We start from the raw sequence: 19,871 nt of genomic DNA, 5'->3' as shown, positions 1-19,871 counted from the left end.
CGGGGGCAGCGCGCTCACGACCGCCATTCGCTGATGGAGCGAGACGTTCGGCTCCTACAAAGCTAGGACAGGTGGCCGCATCTGTCTCCACAATTACTCGGACTTCCTACTATCTGAGACGGCGGCCGGCCCACACCCGCTCGCAGCTCGCGGATCAGCGCCCGCACGGCAAGGGATCCGGCCAGCTCAGGGGTGGTGACGTAGCCGACGGACCGGGTCGGGCGCTCCGGACCGAGATCGGTGATCTCGACCGAGGGCGGTGCTCCGACCAGGGAGAGTTCCGGCATCACGGCCATGCCGAAACCACTGCTCACCATTGAGAGCACCGCTCCGTCGTCCTCGGCCTCGACGGTCGCCGCCGGCAGCCAGTCCTGCTCCGCCCACCACTCCCGGGTGTACGAGGAGCAGTTCTCCGTCCAGTCCACGAGCGGCAGGGTGCGCGGCGCGGCGTGCCCGGCCGGGTGCACCAGCGCGTAGCCCTCCTCCACCAGCACGCCGCCGACGAGCCGCGGCGGCACGGGGGAGGTCGTCCCGATCGTCGCGATGCCGAGGTCGGCCCGCCCGTCCAGGACTTCACCGGCCGTCCCGCGCCCCACCTCCCGTACGATCCGCACCTCCGGGGTGATCTCGGGATGGCGGTCCGCCAGCCGCTCCAGGGCGCGCGGCAGCAGATGCAGCGCGGCGCTGCGGAAGGCGGCGATCCGCAGCGGCCCGGCGACGGTCCCGCTCGCCGCGCCCCGCACTTCGGCCCCCATCACGTCGAGCAGCCGCAGCACCCGGCGTGCGTGGGCGAGGGCCCGCTCCCCGGCGGCGGTGGGTGTGGCCCCGGTCCGCCCCCGGTCGAAGAGGACCGCGCCGAGTTTGCGCTCGCTCGTCCGCACCGAATGGGAGACGGCGGACTGCGTCATGCCCAGGGCGGCAGCGGCGGCCGAGAAGCCGCGCTCGCTCCCGACGGCGAGAAGGATGCGGAGTTCATGCGGCGCGAGATCGGTCATCGGCGCTGTCACCTCGGGGTATGAGGACGTTTCATGGATCGGTCGGTTCCATCGACGCAACCTACTGCCCGGCCGTGGGACTCCTTCCTACGGTCTCCCCCATGACGCACGACACCATGATCACCGTCCACCAGACGTCCCGCCCCGAGGGCTTCCCCACCCCCGCCCACTTCGCCTTCGTCGAGGCCGCGATCCCCGAGCCGGCGCCCGGCACCGCGCTCGTCGAGAACGTCCTCTGGTCCGTGGACCCGTACCACCGCGAGGCGATGGACGGCGACTTCCTGTGGACGCTGAACTCCCCCATGGAGGGCCGCACATTGGGCCGGGTCCTGGACTCCCGTACGCCCGCGCTCTCCCCCGGCGACCTGGTCCTGCACCGCAAGGGCTGGCGTACGCACTCCGTCGTCGCGCCGGACGAGGTGCGCGCCGTCCCGGACTTCGACGGCGTGCCCCTGGCCGCGTACCTGAGTGTCCTGGGCGGTACGGGCCTGTCGGCGTACGTCGGGCTCACCCGGATCGCGCGGCTCAAGCCCGGCGAGGACCTGTTCGTCTCCGCGGCGGCGGGCGGGGTCGGCACGGCAGCGGGGCGTTTCGCGCGGCTCCTCGGCGCCGGACGCCTGGTCGGCAGCGCGGGTTCGGCGCGGAAGGTCGCGTACCTGACGGAGGAGGTCGGCTTCGACGCGGCCTTCGACCATCACGACGGTCCGGTGACCGAGCTGCTCGCCAAGGCCGCCCCGGACGGCATCGACGCCGCGCTCGACGGGGTGGGCGGGGACCACCTGGAGGCCGCGATCGCCTCCCTGCGCGAGCACGGCCGGATCGCCTGGGTCGGCGCCGTCGCCCAGTACCACTCGCTCTCCTCTCCTCCGCCGGCCCCGCGCAACCTCTTCGACGTGGTCGAGAAGAGCATCCGGCTCGAAGGGTTCCTCGTCCGCGACCACGCGGACGCGCAGGAGGAGTTGTACGCGTTCGCCGTGCCCCACCTGCGCAGCGGCCGGCTGCCGCTGGACGTGACGGTCGCCGCCGGTTTCGAGCGCATCGTGGACGCGTTCCTCGGGATGCTGCGCGGCGAGAACACCGGGAAGATGCTGGTGGCGCGATCCAGCTAGCGATCCCAGCTAGGTTGCGTTCCTACCTAGCTGGTGCTGGAATACAGCCATGGCCGCAGACCGCAGATCCAGCTGGCTCAAGGGAGTCCTCGACCTCCTCGTCCTCTCCTGCCTCACGGAGGAGGAGAGTTACGGGTACGAGATCTCCAAGGCACTCGCCGAGGCGGGCCTTGGCGAGATCAAGGGCGGGACCCTCTATCCGGTGCTGAACCGGCTGGAGGAGGCCGGGCTGGTGGAGGCCGAGTTCCGGGCCGCCGAGCGCGGGCCGGGGCGCCGCTACTACCGCCTCACCGAGCAGGGCCGGAGCTACCTCACCACCGAGAGCGGGGCGTGGCTGACCTTCCACACCGCCGTTCGGACCACGCTGAAACCCGGGGGAACACGATGAACACCGAGCCGAGCACGTACTTCGACGAGCTGACCTCCGCGCTGCGCGAGGCGGGCGTACCGGCGGAGCAGATCGCCTCCACCGTCGCCGAACTGCGCGGGCACCTCGCCGACACGGGAACGTCGCCGCAGGAGGAGTTCGGCCCGGCCGCGGACTTCGCGGCACGTCTGGGCGGCACGATGCCGGCGGCGGCGGAGCCCGCCGAGAAGGCCGAGACCTGGCTCTGGACCGCCGACATCTACAACGACCGGCGACTGCTCGCGCTCCATGGCGACCAGGGCTGGGAGGTCGAGGGGCTCGACACCCTCGGCCGGTTCATGTGCCGACGGGTGCCCGGCGCCGCCCTGCGCTGGGAGTACCGCCGTGAGCTGATCAGCGGGAACCGGCGCGACGCCGTGCTGGACCGGCTGACGCCGGAGGGGTGGGAGATGTGCGGGGAGTGGATGCTCTTCGCCTACTTCAAGCGCCCGAAGGCGGCGAGCGAAGGACCGGCCGGCGCTCTCGACACGCTGCCCGAGCGGCCCGGCCGGTGGCTCTTCCTCAGCCGCAAGGGCAAGGCACTGCTCGCCGTCTGGCTGCTGACGGTCGTCGCCGCCGTGGTGACGACCGCCGTCGGTGCCTTCGACCTGCCCCCCTCCATGGCGCTCTTCGCCGCGCTGTTCGGACTGGCGGGCGGAGTGATCGGCCTGAAGCGGGACGCCGCCAAGGGCTGCCAGGGCTGAGTGCTCCGCGCCCTCACAGCACGTCGCCGTCGCGCCAGTCGAAGACGAGCGCGGCGGCGGGGGCGGGGAGGGCCCGGCCGCCCGCGGGCCGGACGTAGGTCGAACCCTCCTCCTCGGGCAGGTGCACGACCCCCTCGGGCCCGAGCGCCTCGATCCGCCCCTCCCACGGGCGCCAGCCGCGTGCCGTGTAGAGCGCGGCGCCGTCGTCGGAGGCGGAGAGCGCGCCGAACGCGTACGCGCCGTCGATCACCCGCTCCAGCTCGGCCATGACGAGCCCGCCCAGGCCCTGTCGGCGCCGGTCGTCGCGCACGCCCACGCCCTCGACGTACCCGACGCGGTACGAACGGCCGTCGTGGAGCACGCGCCGCATGATGACGCTGCCGTGGGCGGCGACACCGCGCTCGTCCTCGATCCAGGCGTGCACGCCGCCGAGGGCGTGGTCCCAGTCCTCGTCGGAGAAGTCGCCCTCGAAGGCGGCGTCGAGCATCTCCCGTACGGCGCGCAGCCGTTGGACGCCGAGTTCATGGGTGGGGGCGACACGCACAGAGTCCGTCATGCCCCCAGCCTGCCGCACACACCCGGCCTGGACCGGTTCGCCCGGTCAGGCCGTGGCCTTCTCCAGGTCGCGGGCCATGCGCTCCACCCAGTCGGCGAAGCCCTCCCGATGGTCGCCCTCGCCCCTGCGCAGGGCCGCGACCTGCGCGTCCGTGATCCGGTCAGGTCCCTGCTCGGTCAGCAGCCGGTGCAGCTCCTTCATCAGGGACATCATCCGCACCGCGTCGAGGTGCTCGATCGCGTCGACCCCGTGCCCAGGGCCGAGCGTCGTCGAACCAGGCATGACGTACCTCCTCGTCGAGCCCCCTCCCAGCAGCGTAAGCCCCCCGCATGAGAACCGCCCCCGTCCTCAGTTGGGGGACCGAGGAGGGGGGCGGTGTTCAGGGAGAGTGACGGCGTCAGCCCATGTGCGGGTAGCCGTACTCGGTCGGCGGGACCAGGGTCTCCTTGATCGCGCGGGTCAGCGTCCAGCGCATCAGGTTCTGCGGCGCGCCCGCCTTGTCGTTCGTGCCCGAGGCGCGGCCGCCGCCGAAGGGCTGCTGGCCGACGACGGCGCCGGTCGACTTGTCGTTGATGTAGAAGTTGCCCGCCGCGTAGCGGAGCTTCGCCATCGCGTCGGCCGCGGCGGCGCGGTCACCGGCGATGATCGAGCCGGTCAGCGCGTACGCCGACACGGACTCCATCTGCGCCAGCATCTCCTCGTAACGGTCGTCCTCGTAGACGTGGACGGCGAGGATCGGGCCGAAGTACTCGGTCGTGAAGACCTCGTTCTCCGGGTCGGTGCACTCGATGACGGTCGGGCGGACGAAGTAGCCCTCCGAGTCGTCGTACGTGCCACCGGCGACGATCGTGCAGGTCTCGTCGGCCTTCGCGCGGTCGATCGCGGCCTTGTTCTTGGCGAACGCGCGCTCGTCGATGACGGCGCCGATGAAGTTCGACAGGTCGGTGACGTCACCCATCCGGATGCCGTCGACCTCGGCCGCGAACTCCTCCTTGAAGCCCGAGTTCCAGATCGAGGCCGGGACGTACGCACGCGAGGACGCGGAGCACTTCTGGCCCTGGAACTCGAAGGAGCCGCGGGTCAGCGCGGTCTTCAGGACGGCGCGGTCGGCGCTCGGGTGGGCGACGACGAAGTCCTTGCCGCCGGTCTCGCCGACGATCCGCGGGTACGAGCGGTACTTCTCGATGTTGTTGCCGACCGTCTTCCACAGGTGCTGGAAGGTCTTGGTCGAGCCGGTGAAGTGGATACCGGCCAGGTCCGGGTGGTTCAGGGCCACCTCGGAGACGGCGATGCCGTCGCCGGTCACCAGGTTGATGACGCCCTTCGGCAGGCCGGCCTCCTCCAGGAGCTCCATGAGGAGCACGGCGGAGTGGGTCTGGGTCGGGGACGGCTTCCAGACCACCACGTTGCCCATGAGGGCGGGGGCGGTGGGCAGGTTGCCCGCGATGGCTGTGAAGTTGAACGGCGTGATCGCGTAGACGAAGCCCTCCAGCGGGCGGTGGTCCAGTCGGTTCCACACGCCCGGGGAGTTCGCCGGCGGCTGCTCGGCGAGGATCTGGCGGGCGTAGGCCACGTTGAAGCGCCAGAAGTCGACGAGCTCGCAGGGGGTGTCGATCTCGGCCTGCTGGGCGGTCTTGGACTGGCCCAGCATCGTGGAGGCGGCCAGCGTCTCGCGCCAGGGGCCGGCGAGCAGCTCGGCGGCGCGCAGGATGATCGCGGCGCGGTCGTCGAAGGACATCGCGCGCCAGGCCGGGGCGGCGGCCAGGGCGGCGTCGATGGCGTCCTGGGCGTCCGCCTCCGTGGCGCCGGCGAAGGTGCCGATGACGGACCTGTGGTTGTGCGGCTGCACGACGTCGACGCGCTCGCCGCCACCCATGCGCTTGACGCCGCCGATGGTCATCGGCAGGTCGCGCGGGTTGTCGGCCAGCTCCTTGAGCTTGGCCTCCAGACGGGCGCGCTCGGCGGAACCGGGGGCGTAGCTGTGCACCGGCTCGTTGACCGGAGTGGGGACCTGGGTCACAGCGTCCATGAGTCTCGTAACTCCTTTTGAGAGGTGGGCTCAGCCCTTGGTGAGGATGGAGCGGACGAAGAAGAGGAGGTTGGCCGGCTTCTCCGCGAGGCGCCGCATGAAGTAGCCGTACCAGTCGGTGCCGTACGCCGTGTAGACGCGCATGCGGTGGCCCTCGGCGGCGAGACGGTTCTGCTCCTCGCTGCGGATGCCGTACAGCATCTGGAACTCGTACTCGTCCAGCTTGCGCCCCGCGCGGCGGGCGAGCTCCTGGCCGATCGAGATCAGGCGCGGGTCGTGGGAGCCGATCATCGGGTAGCCCTCGCCCTCCATCAGGATCTTCATGATCCGGACGTAGGCCTTGTCGATCTCGGCCTTGTCCTGGAGGGCGACGGAGGCGGGCTCCTTGTAGGCGCCCTTCACGATCCGCACGCGGGAGCCGTTCGCGGCGAGGCGGCGGGCGTCCTCCTCGGTGCGGAAGAGGTACGCCTGGATGACGCAGCCGGTCTGCGGGAAGTCCTTCCGCAGCTCCTCGTGGATGGCGAACATCGAGTCGAGGGTGGTGTGGTCCTCGGCGTCCAGGGTGACCGTGGTGCCGATCTCGGCGGCGGCCGCGACGACCGGACGGACGTTGGCGAGCGCGAGCTCGTGTCCGCCTTCCAGGGCCTGGCCGAACATCGACAGCTTCACCGACATCTCGGCGCGCTCGCCGAGGCCCAGCTCCTTCAGGCGGCCGATGAGCTCCAGGTACGCGTCGCGCGCGGCGTGGGACTGCTCGACGGTCGTGATGTCCTCGCCGACGACGTCGAGGGTGACCTCCAGGCCGCGGCCGGTGATGTCCTGGACGATCGGGATGACGTGGTCGACCGTCTCACCGGCGATGAACCGGTCGACGACCTGCTTGGTCCCCGGCGCGGCCGACACGAAACGGCGCATCTTGTCGCTGCGGGACGCGGCGAGGATCACGGGACCCAGCACGGGGACCTCCAGAAGGGCAGGGTGACGAAAGGTGCCTACCCGAACTTTCGTAAGCAACCGGGAACAGCACGGAGAACCACCGTGAAACCTAAGGATTGCTCCGATCGTCTGCCATCGACACCTGTCACGCATCCGTGGGCGGCATCTCATACATATGTCTGAAGGGGGTGCGAGAATGGCGCCGTGAAGGGCGATTACCAGGAACTGGTGGACGAGATCTCCGCGCTGCTCGGGGCTCCGGCGACGCTGGAGAACCGGGATTTCGGGCTGATCGCCTTCGGGGCCCACGACAGCGACGACGACATGGCCATGGACCCGGTCCGGACGCGCTCGATCCTGACCCGGAAGTCGACCCCGGCGGTCCGCGCCTGGTTCGAGGGCTTCGGCATCACCCGCGCCACGGGCCCGGTGCGGATCCCGGCGGCCCCGGACGCCGGGGTGTTCCGGGACCGGATCTGCCTCCCCGTACGCCATCGGGGCGTCGTCCTCGGGTACGTCTGGCTGCTCGACGCCGAGCCCGGCCCCACCCACGCCCAGCTCACCGCGGCGATGGACGTCGCCACCCGGATCGGCGGCCTGCTCGCCGACGAGGAACGCGCGGGCGCCGACCTCTCGCGCGAGCTGCGGGCCGCCCTGACGGCCGAGCGCGGCTGGCAGTACGACATGGCCCTCACCGCGCTGCGGACGGCCCTCGGCACGGACGCGGAGGGCCTGCACGCGACGGTCTGCCTGGCCCCCTGGCCCGACGAGGACAGCCCCTCCGCCCGTACGGTCCCGGGGGCCGCGGCCCTCTGCACGGTGCCGTGGCGCCCACCGACGGGGGCGGGCGGGAGCGCCCAGGAGGCCGGCCCCGGAGCCGGCGGGCGGGCCCTCGCCGTCCTGGTGCGCCTCCGGGCGGCCGACAACCCCGCCCCGGCCGTCGCCGCGGCCGAACGTCTCCGGGGCGCCGCCGGAGAGGGCGCCGTCACCGGCATCGCGGCGCCCCGCCGCGGCCTCGCCGACCTGGACGCCTCCTGGCGCGAGGCCACCGCGGCCGCGCGGGCGGCGACCGCCGAGCGCCGGCTCGGCCCGCTCGCCGAGTGGGCCGCGATCGGCCCGTACCGCCTCCTCACCGCCCTCCCCCCGGCCGAACCCGACCCGGCGGTCCGCGCCCTGCTCACCCCCGCGCACCACGAACTGGCCCGCACCGCCGAGGTGTTCCTCGACCACGCGGGCCAGGCCGGCCGCACGGCGACAGCGCTCGGCATCCACCGCCAGACCCTCTACTACCGCCTCTCCCGCGTGGAACAGCTGACCGGCCTCGACCTGGACGCGGGCGAGGACCGCCTGTTGCTGCACATGGCGCTCAAGGCCGCCCGGCTCTGAGCGCAAGGCCCCCGGACTTTGGCGGAACGCCCCCCTGGCGCGGAGCCGCGCGGGCGCCGGTCCGACTCCGGCGCCCCTACTCCCCCATCAGCACCTTGAGACCGGCCGTAAGGTCGTCCGCCGTCGGCGCCGTCTCGGGGTCCACCATCCACTGGATCATCACGCCGGTCGCGAGCGCCTGGCACAGCAGTCCCGCCACCCGGGCCTTCTCCGGGTCCGCCTCCGGGTCGAGGCCGAGGAGGGACTCCGCCATGCCCAGCCGACCCTCCCGCTGGGGCTCCTTGATGGCCTCGCGGAGCTTCTCGTCGTCGTCGAGGCGGGTGACGACCTCCGTCTGGAGCTTCCAGACCGGGCGGCTGGCGTCCGCGGCCGCGATGACCTGCTCCCAGACCAGGTGGAAGCGCTCGTACGGGTCGGCCGGCAGCGCCACCGGCTCCTCCCCGCCCGCGGGGCCCACCCGCTCGCCCCACTCCTCGGTCACCGCGAGGAACGCCTGCTGGAGCAGGGCGTCCTTGGAGCCGTAGTGGTAGCCGATCGAGGCGAGGTTGGTGCCCGAGGCGGCGACGATGTCGCGGGCCGTGGTGCGGGCGTACCCCTTCTCCAGGAGGCAGCGCTTGGCGCCGTCGAGCAGGTCTTCCTTGTGTCCCATGACAGCACTGTACCCGGCCGCTAGACAATCGTGTAAGACGCTTGTCTAGCGGCCGGGTACGGGTACTGCGGGCTCCTGGGAGCCCGGGATCAGACCAGGTTGACCGAGCGGGCCGAGGCGGCGCCGATCTCGGCCGCGATCTCCGCGAGCACCGCGGCGGGAACGGTGTCGTCCACGGTCAGCACGACGAGCGCCTCGCCGCCCTCCTCCGCGCGCGCCACCTGCATGCCCGCGATGTTCAGACCCGCCTCGCCGAGGATCCGGCCGACCGTGCCGACGACACCCGGACGGTCCTCGTAGCGCAGCACCACCATGTGGTCGGCGAGCGCCACGTCCACGTCGTAGTCGCCGACCGCGACGATCTTCTGGAGGTGCTTGGGGCCGGCCAGCGTGCCGGAGACCGCGACCTCCTCGCCGCTCGCGAGCGTGCCGCGCACGGTGACCACGTTGCGGTGGTCCGGGGACTCGCTGGAGGTCGTCAGCCGGACCTCCACACCGCGCTCCTGGGCGAAGAGCGGGGCGTTGACGTACGACACGGTCTCGTCGACCACGTCCTCGAACACGCCCTTGAGCGCGGAGAGTTCGAGCACCTTCACGTCGTGCTGGGTGATCTCGCCGTACACCTCGACGTCGAGCCGCGCCGCGACCTCGCCCGCGAGGGCGGTGAAGATGCGGCCGAGCTTCTCGGCGAGCGGCAGACCGGGCTTGACGTCCTCGGCGATGACACCGCCCTGGACGTTGACCGCGTCCGGGACCAGCTCACCGGCGAGCGCGAGGCGCACCGAGCGGGCGACCGCGATACCGGCCTTCTCCTGGGCCTCGTCCGTGGACGCGCCGAGGTGCGGGGTGCAGACCACCTGGTCGAGCTCGAAGAGCGGGGAGTCCGTGCAGGGCTCCTTCGCGTACACGTCGAGGCCCGCGCCGGCGACCCGGCCCTCCTTGAGGGCGGAGAACAGCGCGGCCTCGTCCACGATCCCGCCGCGCGCGGCGTTGACGATCCGGACGGACGGCTTGACCTTGTGCAGCGCCTCGTCACCGATGAGACCGAGGGTCTCGGGCGTCTTCGGCAGGTGGACGGTGATGAAGTCGGCGACCTCCAGGAGCTCGTCCAGGGTCAGCAGCTTCACCCCCATCTGGGCGGCGCGGGCCGGCTGCACGTAGGGGTCGTACGCGACGATCTTCATGCCGAACGCGGACATGCGCTGGGCGACCAGGACGCCGATGCGGCCGAGGCCGACGACGCCGAGGGTCTTCTCGCTCAGCTCGACGCCCGTGTACTTGGAGCGCTTCCACTCGCCGTTCTTCAGGGCGGTGTTGGCCTGCGGGATGTTGCGCGCGGTGGCGACGAGCAGACCGCACGCGAGCTCGGCGGCGGTGACGATGTTGGAGGTCGGGGCGTTCACGACCATCACGCCGGCCTTGGTGGCGGCGGAGACGTCCACGTTGTCCAGACCGACACCGGCACGGGCGACGACCCGGAGCTTGGTGGCCGCGGCGATGGCCTCGGCGTCGACCTTGGTCGCGGAGCGGACCAGGATCGCGTCGACGTCGGCGATGGCGGGGATCAGCTCGGCGCGGTCCGCGCCGTTGCAGTGCCGGATCTCGAAGTCCGGGCCCAGGGCGTCGACGGTGGCGGGCGACAGCTCTTCAGCGATGAGTACGACGGGTTTCGAGCTCACGTGAGTCCTCACAGATCCAGTGCGGACGGCCGTCCCGACGGCCGCAGGCGGTGGAGGGGGCTTGCCGCGTGAAAGCGCACGACGCTGTGGGCCTGAACGCGAATGTTGTTGAGAGTGTAGTGGTGCCATGGCGCCGTTCATGCGCCTCGTTGGAAGGATCACCCGTCCGTGGTTGGACGGGCTGTCCAACGATGGGGGAAGGGGCCGGACAACGTGTCCGACCCCACCCCGGAGGCTTACGCCTCCTCGTCGTTCACCCAGCTCATGAGCTTGCGCAGCTCCTTGCCGGTGGTCTCCAGGAGGTGCTTCTCGTCCTGGGTCTTGTACTCGTTGTACTTCTTCAGACCGCCGTGGTACTCGTCCATCCAGTTCTGGGCGAACGTGCCGTCCTGGATCTCGGCGAGGACCTTCTTCATCTCGGCCTTGGTGGCGTCCGTGATGATGCGCGGGCCGGTGATGTAGTCGCCCCACTCGGCGGTCTCGGAGACGGACCAGCGCATCTTCTCCAGGCCGCCCTCGTACATGAGGTCGACGATGAGCTTCAGCTCGTGCAGGCACTCGAAGTAGGCGATCTCCGGCTGGTAGCCGGCCTCGACCAGGGTCTCGAAGCCCGCCTTGACCAGCGCGCTGGCGCCACCGCACAGGACGGCCTGCTCGCCGAAGAGGTCGGTCTCGGTCTCCTCGGTGAAGGTCGTCTTGATGACGCCCGCACGCGTGCCACCGATGGCCTTGGCGTACGAGAGGGCCAGGGCGAAGGCGCTGCCCGTGGCGTCCTGCTCGACCGCGGCGATCGCGGGGACGCCGCGACCCTCCTCGTACTGGCGGCGGACCAGGTGGCCCGGGCCCTTGGGGGCGACGAGCGCGACGTCGACGCCGGCCGGGGGCTTGATGAAGCCGAAGCGGACGTTGAAGCCGTGCGCGAAGAAGAGAGCCTTGCCGTCCTTCAGGTTCGGGGCGATCGACTCCTCGTAGACCTTGGCCTGGATCGGGTCCGGGATCAGGATCATGATGACGTCGGCCTCGGCGGCGGCCTCGGCGGGCGTCACCACGCGCAGGCCCTGCTCCTCGGCCTTGGCCTTGGACTTGGAGCCCTCGTGCAGACCGACGCGGACGTCGACACCCGAGTCACGGAGCGACAGCGCGTGGGCGTGGCCCTGGCTGCCGTAACCGATCACCGCGACCTTGCGGCCCTGGATGATGGACAGGTCGGCGTCGTCGTCGTAGAACAGCTCGGCCACTGGGAATCTCCTTGATGTGCTGGTGTTGCGTCCCACCGTACGGCGGGGAGCGGGAGGAAAGTGTTCGGGTCTCGCCAGGCGGACCGCCCTGGTGGACGGACGGTCGGCCCGGGTTGACGATCAGCCGGGGCTGACGGTCAGGCGCTGCGGTCGAGGGCCCGCAGGGAGCGGTCCGTGATGGACCGCGCACCGCGCCCTATGGCGATCGTGCCGGACTGCACGAGCTCCTTGATGCCGAACTGCTCCAGCATCTTGAGCATCGCGTCGAGCTTGTCACTCGAACCGGTGGCCTCGATGGTGACCGCCTCGGGCGAGACGTCCACGGTCTTGGCGCGGAACAGCTGGACGATCTCGACGATCTGGGAGCGGGTCTCGTTGTCGGCGCGGACCTTCACCAGGACGAGCTCGCGCTGGATCGCGGCGCTGGGCTCGAGTTCGACGATCTTCAGGACGTTGACCAGCTTGTTGAGCTGCTTGGTCACCTGCTCGAGCGGCAGGTCCTCGACATTCACCACGATGGTGATGCGGGAGATGTCGGGGTGCTCGGTGACACCGACGGCGAGCGAGTCGATGTTGAACCCGCGCCGGGAGAAGAGCGCGGCGATCCGGGCGAGGATGCCGGGGGTGTTCTCCACCAGGACGGAGAGCGTGTGCCTAGTCATTGCGTCGTTCCTCTTCCTACGGCTCTCGGTCTCAGTCGTCTTCGTTGTCGCCGAAGTCGGGGCGGACGCCCCGGGCGGCCATGACCTCGTCGTTGGAGGTGCCGGCGGCGACCATCGGCCAGACCTGGGCGTCCTCGTGGACGATGAAGTCGATCACGACCGGGCGGTCGTTGATGGCGTTGGCCTCTTCGATGACCTTGTCCAGATCGGCCGGGTCCTCGCAGCGCAGCGCGACGCAGCCCATGGCCTCGGACAGCTTGACGAAGTCGGGGACGCGCGTGCCCTTGCGGGGCGCCGTGCTCGCGCCGAGCTGGGAGCCGGGGGCCTCGTGGCCGGTCTCGTCGGCGTGCAGCACCGTGCTGGAGTAGCGCTGGTTGTAGAAGAGGGTCTGCCACTGGCGGACCATCCCGAGGGCGCCGTTGTTGATGATGGCGACCTTGATCGGGATGTTGTTGAGCGCGCAGGTCACGAGCTCCTGGTTGGTCATCTGGAAGCAGCCGTCGCCGTCGATCGCCCAGACCGGGCGGTTCGGCAGGCCGGCCTTGGCGCCCATGGCGGCGGGGACGGCGTAGCCCATCGTTCCGGCGCCGCCGGAGTTCAGCCAGGTGGCGGGCTTCTCGTAGTCGATGAAGTGCGCGGCCCACATCTGGTGCTGGCCGACGCCGGCCGCGTAGATGGTGTCGGCGGGGGCGAGCTGGCCGATGCGCTGGATGACCTGCTGCGGCGAGAGGCTGCCGTCCTCCGGCAGGTCGTAGCCGAGCGGGTAGGTCTCGCGCCAGCGGTTCAGGTCGCTCCACCAGGCGGTGTAGTCGCCCGTGTTGCCCTCGCTGTGCTCGGCCTGGACGGCCTGGACCAGGTCGGCGATGACCTCGCGGGCGTCACCGACGATCGGGACGTCGGCGGCGCGGTTCTTGCCGATCTCGGCCGGGTCGATGTCGGCGTGGACGATCTTGGCGTACGGGGCGAAGCTGTCCAGCTTGCCGGTGACGCGGTCGTCGAAGCGGGCTCCGAGGGCGACGATCAGGTCGGCCTTCTGCAGCGCGGTGACGGCGGTGACCGCACCGTGCATGCCCGGCATTCCCACGTGCAGCGGGTGGCTGTCGGGGAACGCGCCCAGCGCCATCAGGGTGGTGGTGACGGGGGCGCCGGTGAGCTCGGCGAGGACCTTCAGCTCGGCGGTGGCGCCGGCCTTCAGGACACCGCCGCCGACGTACAGGACGGGGCGCTTCGCGGCGGTGATGAGCTTGGCGGCCTCGCGGATCTGCTTGGCGTGCGGCTTGGTCACCGGGCGGTAGCCGGGCAGGTCGGTCTGCGGCGGCCAGCTGAAGACCGTCTTGGCCTGCAGGGCGTCCTTGGCGATGTCGACGAGGACCGGGCCGGGACGGCCGGTGGAGGCGATGTGGAAGGCCTCGGCGATCGTCCTCGGGATGTCCTCGGCCTTGGTGACCAGGAAGTTGTGCTTGGTGATCGGCATCGTGATGCCGCAGATGTCCGCCTCCTGGAAGGCGTCCGTGCCGATGGCCTTCGAGGCGACCTGGCCGGTGATCGCGACCAGCGGGACGGAGTCCATGTGGGCGTCGGCGATCGGGGTGACCAGGTTGGTGGCGCCCGGCCCCGACGTCGCCATGCACACGCCGACCTTGCCGGTGGCCTGGGCGTAGCCGGTGGCGGCGTGGCCCGCGCCCTGCTCGTGGCGGACCAGGATGTGGCGGACCTTCTGCGAGTCCATCATCGGGTCGTACGCGGGGAGGATGGCGCCGCCCGGAATGCCGAAGACGGTGTCGGCCCCTACTTCCTCGAGAGAACGGATGAGGGACTGCGCACCCGTGACGTGCTCGACGATGGTGGCGGACTGTCCGCCGTTACGGGTCCGCGGCTGCGGATGGTGCCCGGTGGCCTGCTCGGTCATCAGCATTCTCTTCTCGAAGCAGAGGGTTTTTGCGAGGGTTTTGTCAGGGTTTGGCTGGAGCCGGTGCAACAAAAAACCCCTCGTGCCGGGAGGCAAGCGAGGGGAGCGCGTCGGGTGCGTTCAAGCCGGGCCTTATGGCCCTGCTTCAGCCGACGCGCTTTCCAAGTACGAGAATTCGGGTGCGCATGGCACTGACCCTCCCCCCGACGCACCATCAGTGTCAAGTGGGTGGGACAGGCGTCTCATTATTTGAGCGGAACGGGGGAAGGTGCGGCCCGTTTCCGACGGCGACCGCGGCCTCGCCGGGCAGCGGGTACTCGTCCCGGACGAGCGCGCGGCGCAGCCGGTACTCGTCGAGGGGGCCCGAGAAGGCCATGCCCTGGCCGTGGGTGCAGCCCATGGCGCGCAGGGCGAGCACCTGCTCGGGGACGTCCACCCCGTCGGCGACCGACTGGAGCCCGAGGTCCGAGGCGATGCGGAGCAGTCCGCTCGTGATCTTGCGGAGCCGGGCGGATTCGACCACTCCCTCGACGAGGCCGCGGTCCAGCTTCAGCACGTCGACCGGGAGGCGGCGGAGCGCGTTGATCGCCGCGTAGCCGCTGCCGAAGCCGTCGAGCGCGATCCGCACGCCGAGCCGGCGCAGGGCGACCAGGCGCTGCTCCAGGTCGTCGAAGGAGACCCGGGGGTCGTTGTCGGCCAGCTCGATCATCAGGGAGCCGGATGGGAGCCCGTGGCGGGTCAGCAGCGCCTCGACGGAGCCGAGCGGCAGGGAGCGGTCGAGGAGCCGGCGGGCGGGGAGCCGGACGGAGACCGGCGTGCGGTGGCCGAGGCCGGCCCGCTCGGCGGCCTGCTCGACGGCGTGCTCCAGGAGCCAGCGGCCGAGCTCGGCGATGCGCTCGCCGTCGTCGGCGACCCGCAGGAACTCGGCGGGGGTGAAGAGGATCCCCTGGGCGGAGCGCCAGCGGGCCTGGGCGGCGACGGCGGTGATCCGGCCCGTCGTCAGGTCCACGACGGGCTGGTGGAGCAGGGCGAACTCGCCGTCGTCCAGTGCCGTGCGCAGCCGGGTGGCCAGTTCGGTCCTGCGGACGACCTCGGCCTGCATCTGCGGCGCGTACATCTCGACGCGGTCCTTGCCGGCGGCCTTGGCCCGGTACATGGCCAGGTCGGCGTTGCGCAGCAGCTCCCCGGCGCTGATGCCGGGCTCGGCGAAGGCGACGCCGATGGAGGCGGCGACCCGCACCTCGTTCCCGCCCTCGACGGTGTACGGCTGGGAGAGCGTGAGGCGCAGCCGGTCGGCGATCTCGTGGACCTGGCTCTCACGGGCCACGCGGTCCCGCGAGCCGTCGCCGAGGATGAGCGCGGCGAACTCGTCGCCGCCGAGCCGGGCGGCGGTGTCCCCGGCCCGCACGGAGTCCTGGAGGCGGCGGGCGGCCTGGATGAGCAGTTCGTCCCCGGCCTGGTGGCCGAGGCGGTCGTTGACGCCCTTGAAGCCGTCGAGGTCGATGAAGAGGACGGCGGTGCCGGGGTCCGAGGCGCGGCGGCCTGCGAGGGCCTTGCGGACGCGGCGGGTGAACAGCGCCCGGTTGGGCAGGTCGGTGAGCGGGTCGTGCTCCGCGTTGTGCTGCAACTGCGCCTGGAGGCGCACCCGTTCGGTGACGTCCCGGCTGTTGAAGATCAGTCCGCCCTGGTGGCGGTTGACGGTGGACTCGACGTTGAGCCAGTCCCCCCGGCCGGAGCGGAACCGGCACTCGATCCGGGTCGTCGGCTCCTCCGCGGGAGGAGCGGCGAGGAAGCGCCGGACCTCGTGCACGACCCCGCCGAGGTCCTCGGGATGGATGAGCGAGGCGAGCTCCTCGCCGATCAGGTCCTCGGCCTCCCGTCCGTAGACGCCCGAGGCGGCCGGGCTGACGTAGCGGAGTATGCCCGTCGGCGCGGCGATCATGATCACGTCGCTGGAGCCCTGCACCAGGGACCTGAAGTGGTTCTCCTTCTGGGCCAGTTCGTGGGTGAGGGCGATGTTGTCCAGGAGCATGATGCCCTGGCGCACCACCAGGGCGAGCACGACCGTGCAGCCGGTGAGGACGACCACGCGGTCCACTCTGCGTCCCTCTACGACGTTGTACAGGATGCCGAGCGTGCACACCGCGGCGGCGAGATACGGGGTGAGGGCGGCCAGCGAGCCCGCCACGGGGCGGCTGTGATGGCGCTGGGCGCGCGTGGAGGCGGAGCCGGCGACCGGGGAGGAGCGGCTGGCCCCCCAGGGGGCGTACGCGAGCAGCAGCGAGCCCGCGAACCAGCCGGCGTCGAGGAGCTGGCCCGAGGTGTAGTTCTCGCGGAGCAGCGGGGAGGTGAACAGGGCGTCGCACAGCACGGTGAGGGCGAGGGCGGCGATGGCGGTGTTGATCGCCGAGCGGTTCAGCTGCGAGCGGCGGAAGTGCAGGGCCAGGACCATGCTGACGAGAACGATGTCCAGCAGGGGGTACGCGAGGGTGAGCGCGGCCCGGGCGACGCTCTCGCCCTCGAAGTGCGCGGTGTGCGCGAGGGCGAGGCTCCAGGAGAGCGTGAGCAGGGAGCCGCCGATGAGCCAGGCGTCCAGGGCGAGGCAGACCCAGCCGGCCCGGGTGACGGGCTTCTTGGCGAGGACGAGCAGGCCGACGATGGCGGGCGGGGCGAAGAGCAGGAAGAAGAGGTCGGCGACGGACGGGCTGGGCACGTCCTGGTCGAGCACGACTTCGTACCAGCCCCAGACGGCGTTCCCGGCGGCAGCCATCGCGGAGGAGAAGGCGAAGAGCAGCCAGGCGGGGCGGAAGCGGCTCTCGTGCACGCGGGCGTAGAGGAAGCAGGAGACGGCGGCGGCGAAGGCGGCGGCGCTGAGCCCGAAGTCGCCCATGACCAGGGCGAGTCGCTCGGAGCCCCAGCCGAGGGCGGCACCGGTGGCGTACCCCGCGCAGATGAGTCCGAGGACGATCTGGCCGAGGACCACGGGGATCCCGGAGCGGGCGGGCCCGGGCCGGGTCCGGCCGGATCCGGGGGCGGCCTCTCCCCCGCGCGTGATCCGACCGCGCTCGATCAGCGCACCGGGGGCGCTCATCGTCCCCGCCGGCTTTCCGCGCGCGCGCTCACGCCCGTGAGGCTCGGCGCCGGCCTGGGCGCCGTCCGGTCCGGTAACACGATCGGTGCTCGGGTCCGCTTCTGAGCCGCGCCGGTCGGCCTGGACGGGGAGGGTGGCCCCGTCCGGCCGGTGGAGGCTCGCGCCCTGCGAGGGCGGCCGGGTGTCGTCGTCGCTCGCGAGGGTCGTCGACGGCGGTCCCGCCGCGTCGGATCGTCGGTCCATCGGCCGTACATCACCCGTCGCCCCCCTCGGAATCCCATGACCCGTCACTTCGCTCCCCGGCGTCAGCTCGTACTCGACGCAGCCCCCCACTTCCGGACGATACACCAGGACCGTCACTCAGGGACAGGGCTGCTGTACTCTCCGTGACGACCTGGGGGCTCGTGACGGGCGCACCGAGGGGCGCGCGGGTACGGCCCCCCGGCTCAGGTGGTGAGGACCACGTTCACCGGCCGCTCCCCCGCCACGAACCGGGTGAGCTGGGCGGCGATCAGCCGCTTGGCGCGCGGCATGAACGCCGAAGTGGAACCGCCGACATGGGGGCTCACCAGAACACCGGGAGCGTGCCACAACGGGTGGCCCGGCGGCAGCGGTTCGGGATCGGTGACGTCCAGCGCCGCGGTGATCCGGCCACTCTCGACCTCCTTGAGCAGTGCGGCGGTGTCCACCACGGGACCTCGGGCGACGTTCACCAGAAGGGCACCGTCCTTCATCCGGGCGAGAAAGCCCGCGTCGGCGAGGTGCCTGGTCTCGGGCGTGAGCGGTGTGGAGAGCACGACCACGTCGGCCTGCGGCAACAGGGCCGGAAGTTCGGAGAGGGGGTGGACGGGGCCGCGCTCCGTGGTGCGGGCGGAGCGCGCGACGCGCACCACCCGCGCGCACTCGAATGGCGCGAGCCGGTCGTCGATGGCGGCGCCGATGGATCCGTATCCCACGATCAGTACGGACTTGTCGGCGAGCGCCGGGTAGAAGCCGGCCCGCCACTCCTCCTGGTCCTGGCCGCGTACGAATCCGGGGATCCCCCGCAGCGAGGCGAGGATCAGGGCGAGGGTGAGCTCGGCGGTGCTGGCCTCGTGGACGCCTTTGGCGTTGCAGAGGTCGACGCCCGGGCGCAGCGCGCCGAGTCCGGGCGTCACATGGTCCGTGCCCGCGGAGAGCGTCTGCACCACGCGGACCGCGCTCATCCCGGCGAGCGGCCGGGTGGCGATCTCCATGCCCTTCATGTAGGGCACCACGTAGAAGGCGCAGCGCGCCGGGTCGGCGGGGAACTCGGGACCACCGTCCCAGAAAAGGTAGTTCAGGCCCGACGCGCCCGAGTCCGGAAGCCCTTCGATCTCGTCGGCCGGAATCGGAAGCCACACGTCAGCGGTCGTCTCGTCGCATGTCATGACCGGGAGGCTATGCGAAGAATCCCGGCCGCCATTGGTTACTTTGGGGGACGGCACAGGGAGGGGTACCGGCAGGTGGAGCGCAGGACTATCGGGGCGGCGGCGCTCGACGTGGGGGCGGTCGGCCTGGGCTGTATGCCGATGAACTGGGCCTACAGCTGCTCACAGCAGCGCGGCGACCGGTCGCTGCGCACGGTGCACGCGGCGCTGGACGCCGGGGTGAGCCTGCTCGACACCGCCGACATGTACGGACCGTTCACCAACGAGCTGCTGGTGGGGCGGGCGTTGAAGGAGCGCCGGGCGGAGGCGTTCGTGTCGACCAAGTGCGGCCTGCTGGTGGGCGATCAGCATGTCGTGGCCAACGGGCGCCCCGGGTACGTGCGTCGGGCCTGTGACGCCTCGTTGCGGCGGCTCCAGACGGACGTGATCGACCTGTACCAGCTGCACCGGGCGGACCCGGAGGTGCCGGTCGAGGAGACCTGGGGCGCGATGGCCGAGCTGGTGTCCGCGGGCAAGGTGCGGGCGCTCGGTTTCTGCGCGGTGGGGGCCCGGCCGGCGCGGCGCGGGTCGGCGGCCGACGTGTTCGAGGGAACGATTCGGCAGCTGGAGCGGATCCAGCAGGTGTTCCCGGTGAGCGCGGTGGAGGCCGAGCTGTCGGTGTGGTCGCCGGAGGCGCTGGCGCGGCTGCTGCCGTGGTGCGAGGCGCGGGGTGTGGGGTTCCTGGCCGCGATGCCGCTCGGGAACGGGTTCCTGACCGGGACGCTGACGCCGGGGGGCGGCTTCGAGCCGGACGACCCCCGGGCCCGGCACCCCCGGTTCACCGCCGAGATGATGGCCGCGAACCAGCCGCTGGTGGCGGGGCTGCGGCGGGTGGCCGCGCGGCACGGGCAGGACGTGACTCCGGCGCAGGTCGCGCTGGCGTGGGCGCTGGCGCAGGGGCCGCACGTGGTGCCGATCCCGGGTGCGAAGCGGGAGTGCTGGGCGGTGGAGAACGCCCGGGCGGCCGAGCTGGCGCTGACGGCCGGGGATCTGGCGGAGATCGCGAGGCTGCCGGCAGCGCGCGGATCGTGGGACTGAGAGCGCGGGCGGGTACCTGAGCGGTCCGAGCGGTGT

General features: G+C 71.5%; 17 protein-coding genes. 5 read left to right on the top strand and 12 right to left on the bottom strand.

Annotated features, from left to right (window positions below):
- Positions 1-62: 62 nt before the first annotated feature.
- Entirely contained in the window at positions 63-995 is a 933-nt protein-coding gene (locus ACWF79_RS15865; RefSeq protein WP_453728693.1) for a LysR family transcriptional regulator, read from the bottom strand.
- Positions 996-1,096: 101 nt separating this feature from the next.
- Between ACWF79_RS15865 and ACWF79_RS15860 the strand changes: the two genes are divergently transcribed.
- From ACWF79_RS15860 to ACWF79_RS15850, 3 genes are read left to right on the top strand one after another with little or no spacing between them, the layout of a single operon-like run.
- Positions 1,097-2,104, top strand: coding sequence for a zinc-binding dehydrogenase (locus tag ACWF79_RS15860; RefSeq protein ID WP_453728692.1), 1,008 nt, complete (start codon positions 1,097-1,099; stop codon positions 2,102-2,104).
- 49 nt (positions 2,105-2,153) lie between these two features.
- On the top strand, positions 2,154-2,492 hold the full coding sequence (locus ACWF79_RS15855) for a PadR family transcriptional regulator (RefSeq protein WP_453728691.1): 339 nt from the start codon (positions 2,154-2,156) through the stop codon (positions 2,490-2,492).
- The gene (locus tag ACWF79_RS15850; protein ID WP_453728690.1) at positions 2,489-3,214 is read left to right on the top strand and encodes a hypothetical protein; all 726 of its coding nucleotides are present in this window, start codon (positions 2,489-2,491) and stop codon (positions 3,212-3,214) included. Before ACWF79_RS15855 ends, ACWF79_RS15850 begins: the two co-directional genes overlap by 4 nt.
- Before the next feature lie 13 nt (positions 3,215-3,227).
- On the opposite strand, the gene ACWF79_RS15845 is transcribed toward ACWF79_RS15850, so the two are convergent.
- From ACWF79_RS15845 to ACWF79_RS15830, 4 genes are all read right to left on the bottom strand, one after another.
- Positions 3,228-3,770 carry a GNAT family N-acetyltransferase gene (locus ACWF79_RS15845; RefSeq protein ID WP_453728689.1) on the bottom strand — a complete coding sequence of 181 codons (543 nt, stop codon included), beginning with the start codon at positions 3,768-3,770 and terminating at the stop codon, positions 3,228-3,230.
- 45 nt (positions 3,771-3,815) lie between these two features.
- Positions 3,816-4,052: a hypothetical protein gene (locus tag ACWF79_RS15840; RefSeq protein ID WP_453728688.1), complete on the bottom strand. Its 237-nt coding sequence runs from the start codon at positions 4,050-4,052 to the stop codon at positions 3,816-3,818.
- 115 nt (positions 4,053-4,167) lie between these two features.
- Positions 4,168-5,799 (bottom strand): L-glutamate gamma-semialdehyde dehydrogenase, encoded by a 1,632-nt coding sequence (gene pruA / locus ACWF79_RS15835; protein WP_453728687.1) that lies wholly within the window; start codon positions 5,797-5,799, stop codon positions 4,168-4,170.
- Between the two features lie 30 nt (positions 5,800-5,829).
- Complete coding sequence (locus ACWF79_RS15830; protein WP_453728686.1) at positions 5,830-6,756, bottom strand: proline dehydrogenase family protein; 927 nt, start codon at positions 6,754-6,756, stop codon at positions 5,830-5,832.
- Positions 6,757-6,939: 183 nt separating this feature from the next.
- Between ACWF79_RS15830 and ACWF79_RS15825 the strand changes: the two genes are divergently transcribed.
- Complete coding sequence (locus ACWF79_RS15825) at positions 6,940-8,121, top strand: PucR family transcriptional regulator (RefSeq protein ID WP_453728685.1); 1,182 nt, start codon at positions 6,940-6,942, stop codon at positions 8,119-8,121.
- Between the two features lie 76 nt (positions 8,122-8,197).
- On the opposite strand, the gene ACWF79_RS15820 is transcribed toward ACWF79_RS15825, so the two are convergent.
- From ACWF79_RS15820 to ACWF79_RS15790, 7 genes are all read right to left on the bottom strand, one after another.
- Positions 8,198-8,770 (bottom strand): TetR/AcrR family transcriptional regulator, encoded by a 573-nt coding sequence (locus ACWF79_RS15820; protein WP_453728684.1) that lies wholly within the window; start codon positions 8,768-8,770, stop codon positions 8,198-8,200.
- An 89-nt stretch (positions 8,771-8,859) separates the two neighbouring features.
- Positions 8,860-10,449, bottom strand: a complete 1,590-nt coding sequence (serA, locus tag ACWF79_RS15815; protein WP_453728683.1) for a phosphoglycerate dehydrogenase — start codon at positions 10,447-10,449, stop codon at positions 8,860-8,862.
- Between the two features lie 236 nt (positions 10,450-10,685).
- A complete protein-coding gene (gene ilvC / locus ACWF79_RS15810; RefSeq protein WP_453728682.1) occupies positions 10,686-11,687 on the bottom strand; it encodes a ketol-acid reductoisomerase in 1,002 nt (333 codons plus the stop codon).
- Between the two features lie 137 nt (positions 11,688-11,824).
- Positions 11,825-12,349, bottom strand: coding sequence for an acetolactate synthase small subunit (gene ilvN, locus ACWF79_RS15805; protein WP_215065241.1), 525 nt, complete (start codon positions 12,347-12,349; stop codon positions 11,825-11,827).
- Positions 12,350-12,380: 31 nt separating this feature from the next.
- On the bottom strand, positions 12,381-14,258 hold the full coding sequence (locus ACWF79_RS15800; RefSeq protein WP_453728681.1) for an acetolactate synthase large subunit: 1,878 nt from the start codon (positions 14,256-14,258) through the stop codon (positions 12,381-12,383).
- Positions 14,259-14,478: 220 nt separating this feature from the next.
- Positions 14,479-17,349 carry a putative bifunctional diguanylate cyclase/phosphodiesterase gene (locus ACWF79_RS15795; RefSeq protein ID WP_453728755.1) on the bottom strand — a complete coding sequence of 957 codons (2,871 nt, stop codon included), beginning with the start codon at positions 17,347-17,349 and terminating at the stop codon, positions 14,479-14,481.
- Positions 17,350-17,795: 446 nt separating this feature from the next.
- Positions 17,796-18,731 carry a 2-hydroxyacid dehydrogenase gene (locus ACWF79_RS15790; RefSeq protein WP_453728754.1) on the bottom strand — a complete coding sequence of 312 codons (936 nt, stop codon included), beginning with the start codon at positions 18,729-18,731 and terminating at the stop codon, positions 17,796-17,798.
- A 102-nt stretch (positions 18,732-18,833) separates the two neighbouring features.
- Between ACWF79_RS15790 and ACWF79_RS15785 the strand changes: the two genes are divergently transcribed.
- A complete protein-coding gene (locus tag ACWF79_RS15785) occupies positions 18,834-19,835 on the top strand; it encodes an aldo/keto reductase (protein WP_453728680.1) in 1,002 nt (333 codons plus the stop codon).
- Positions 19,836-19,871: the final 36 nt, after the last annotated feature.

The organism is Streptomyces sp. NPDC054975 (assembly GCF_053609105.1).
The sequence above is the reverse complement of the archived record's forward strand: the minus strand, read 5'-3'. Positions and strand labels throughout refer to the sequence as shown.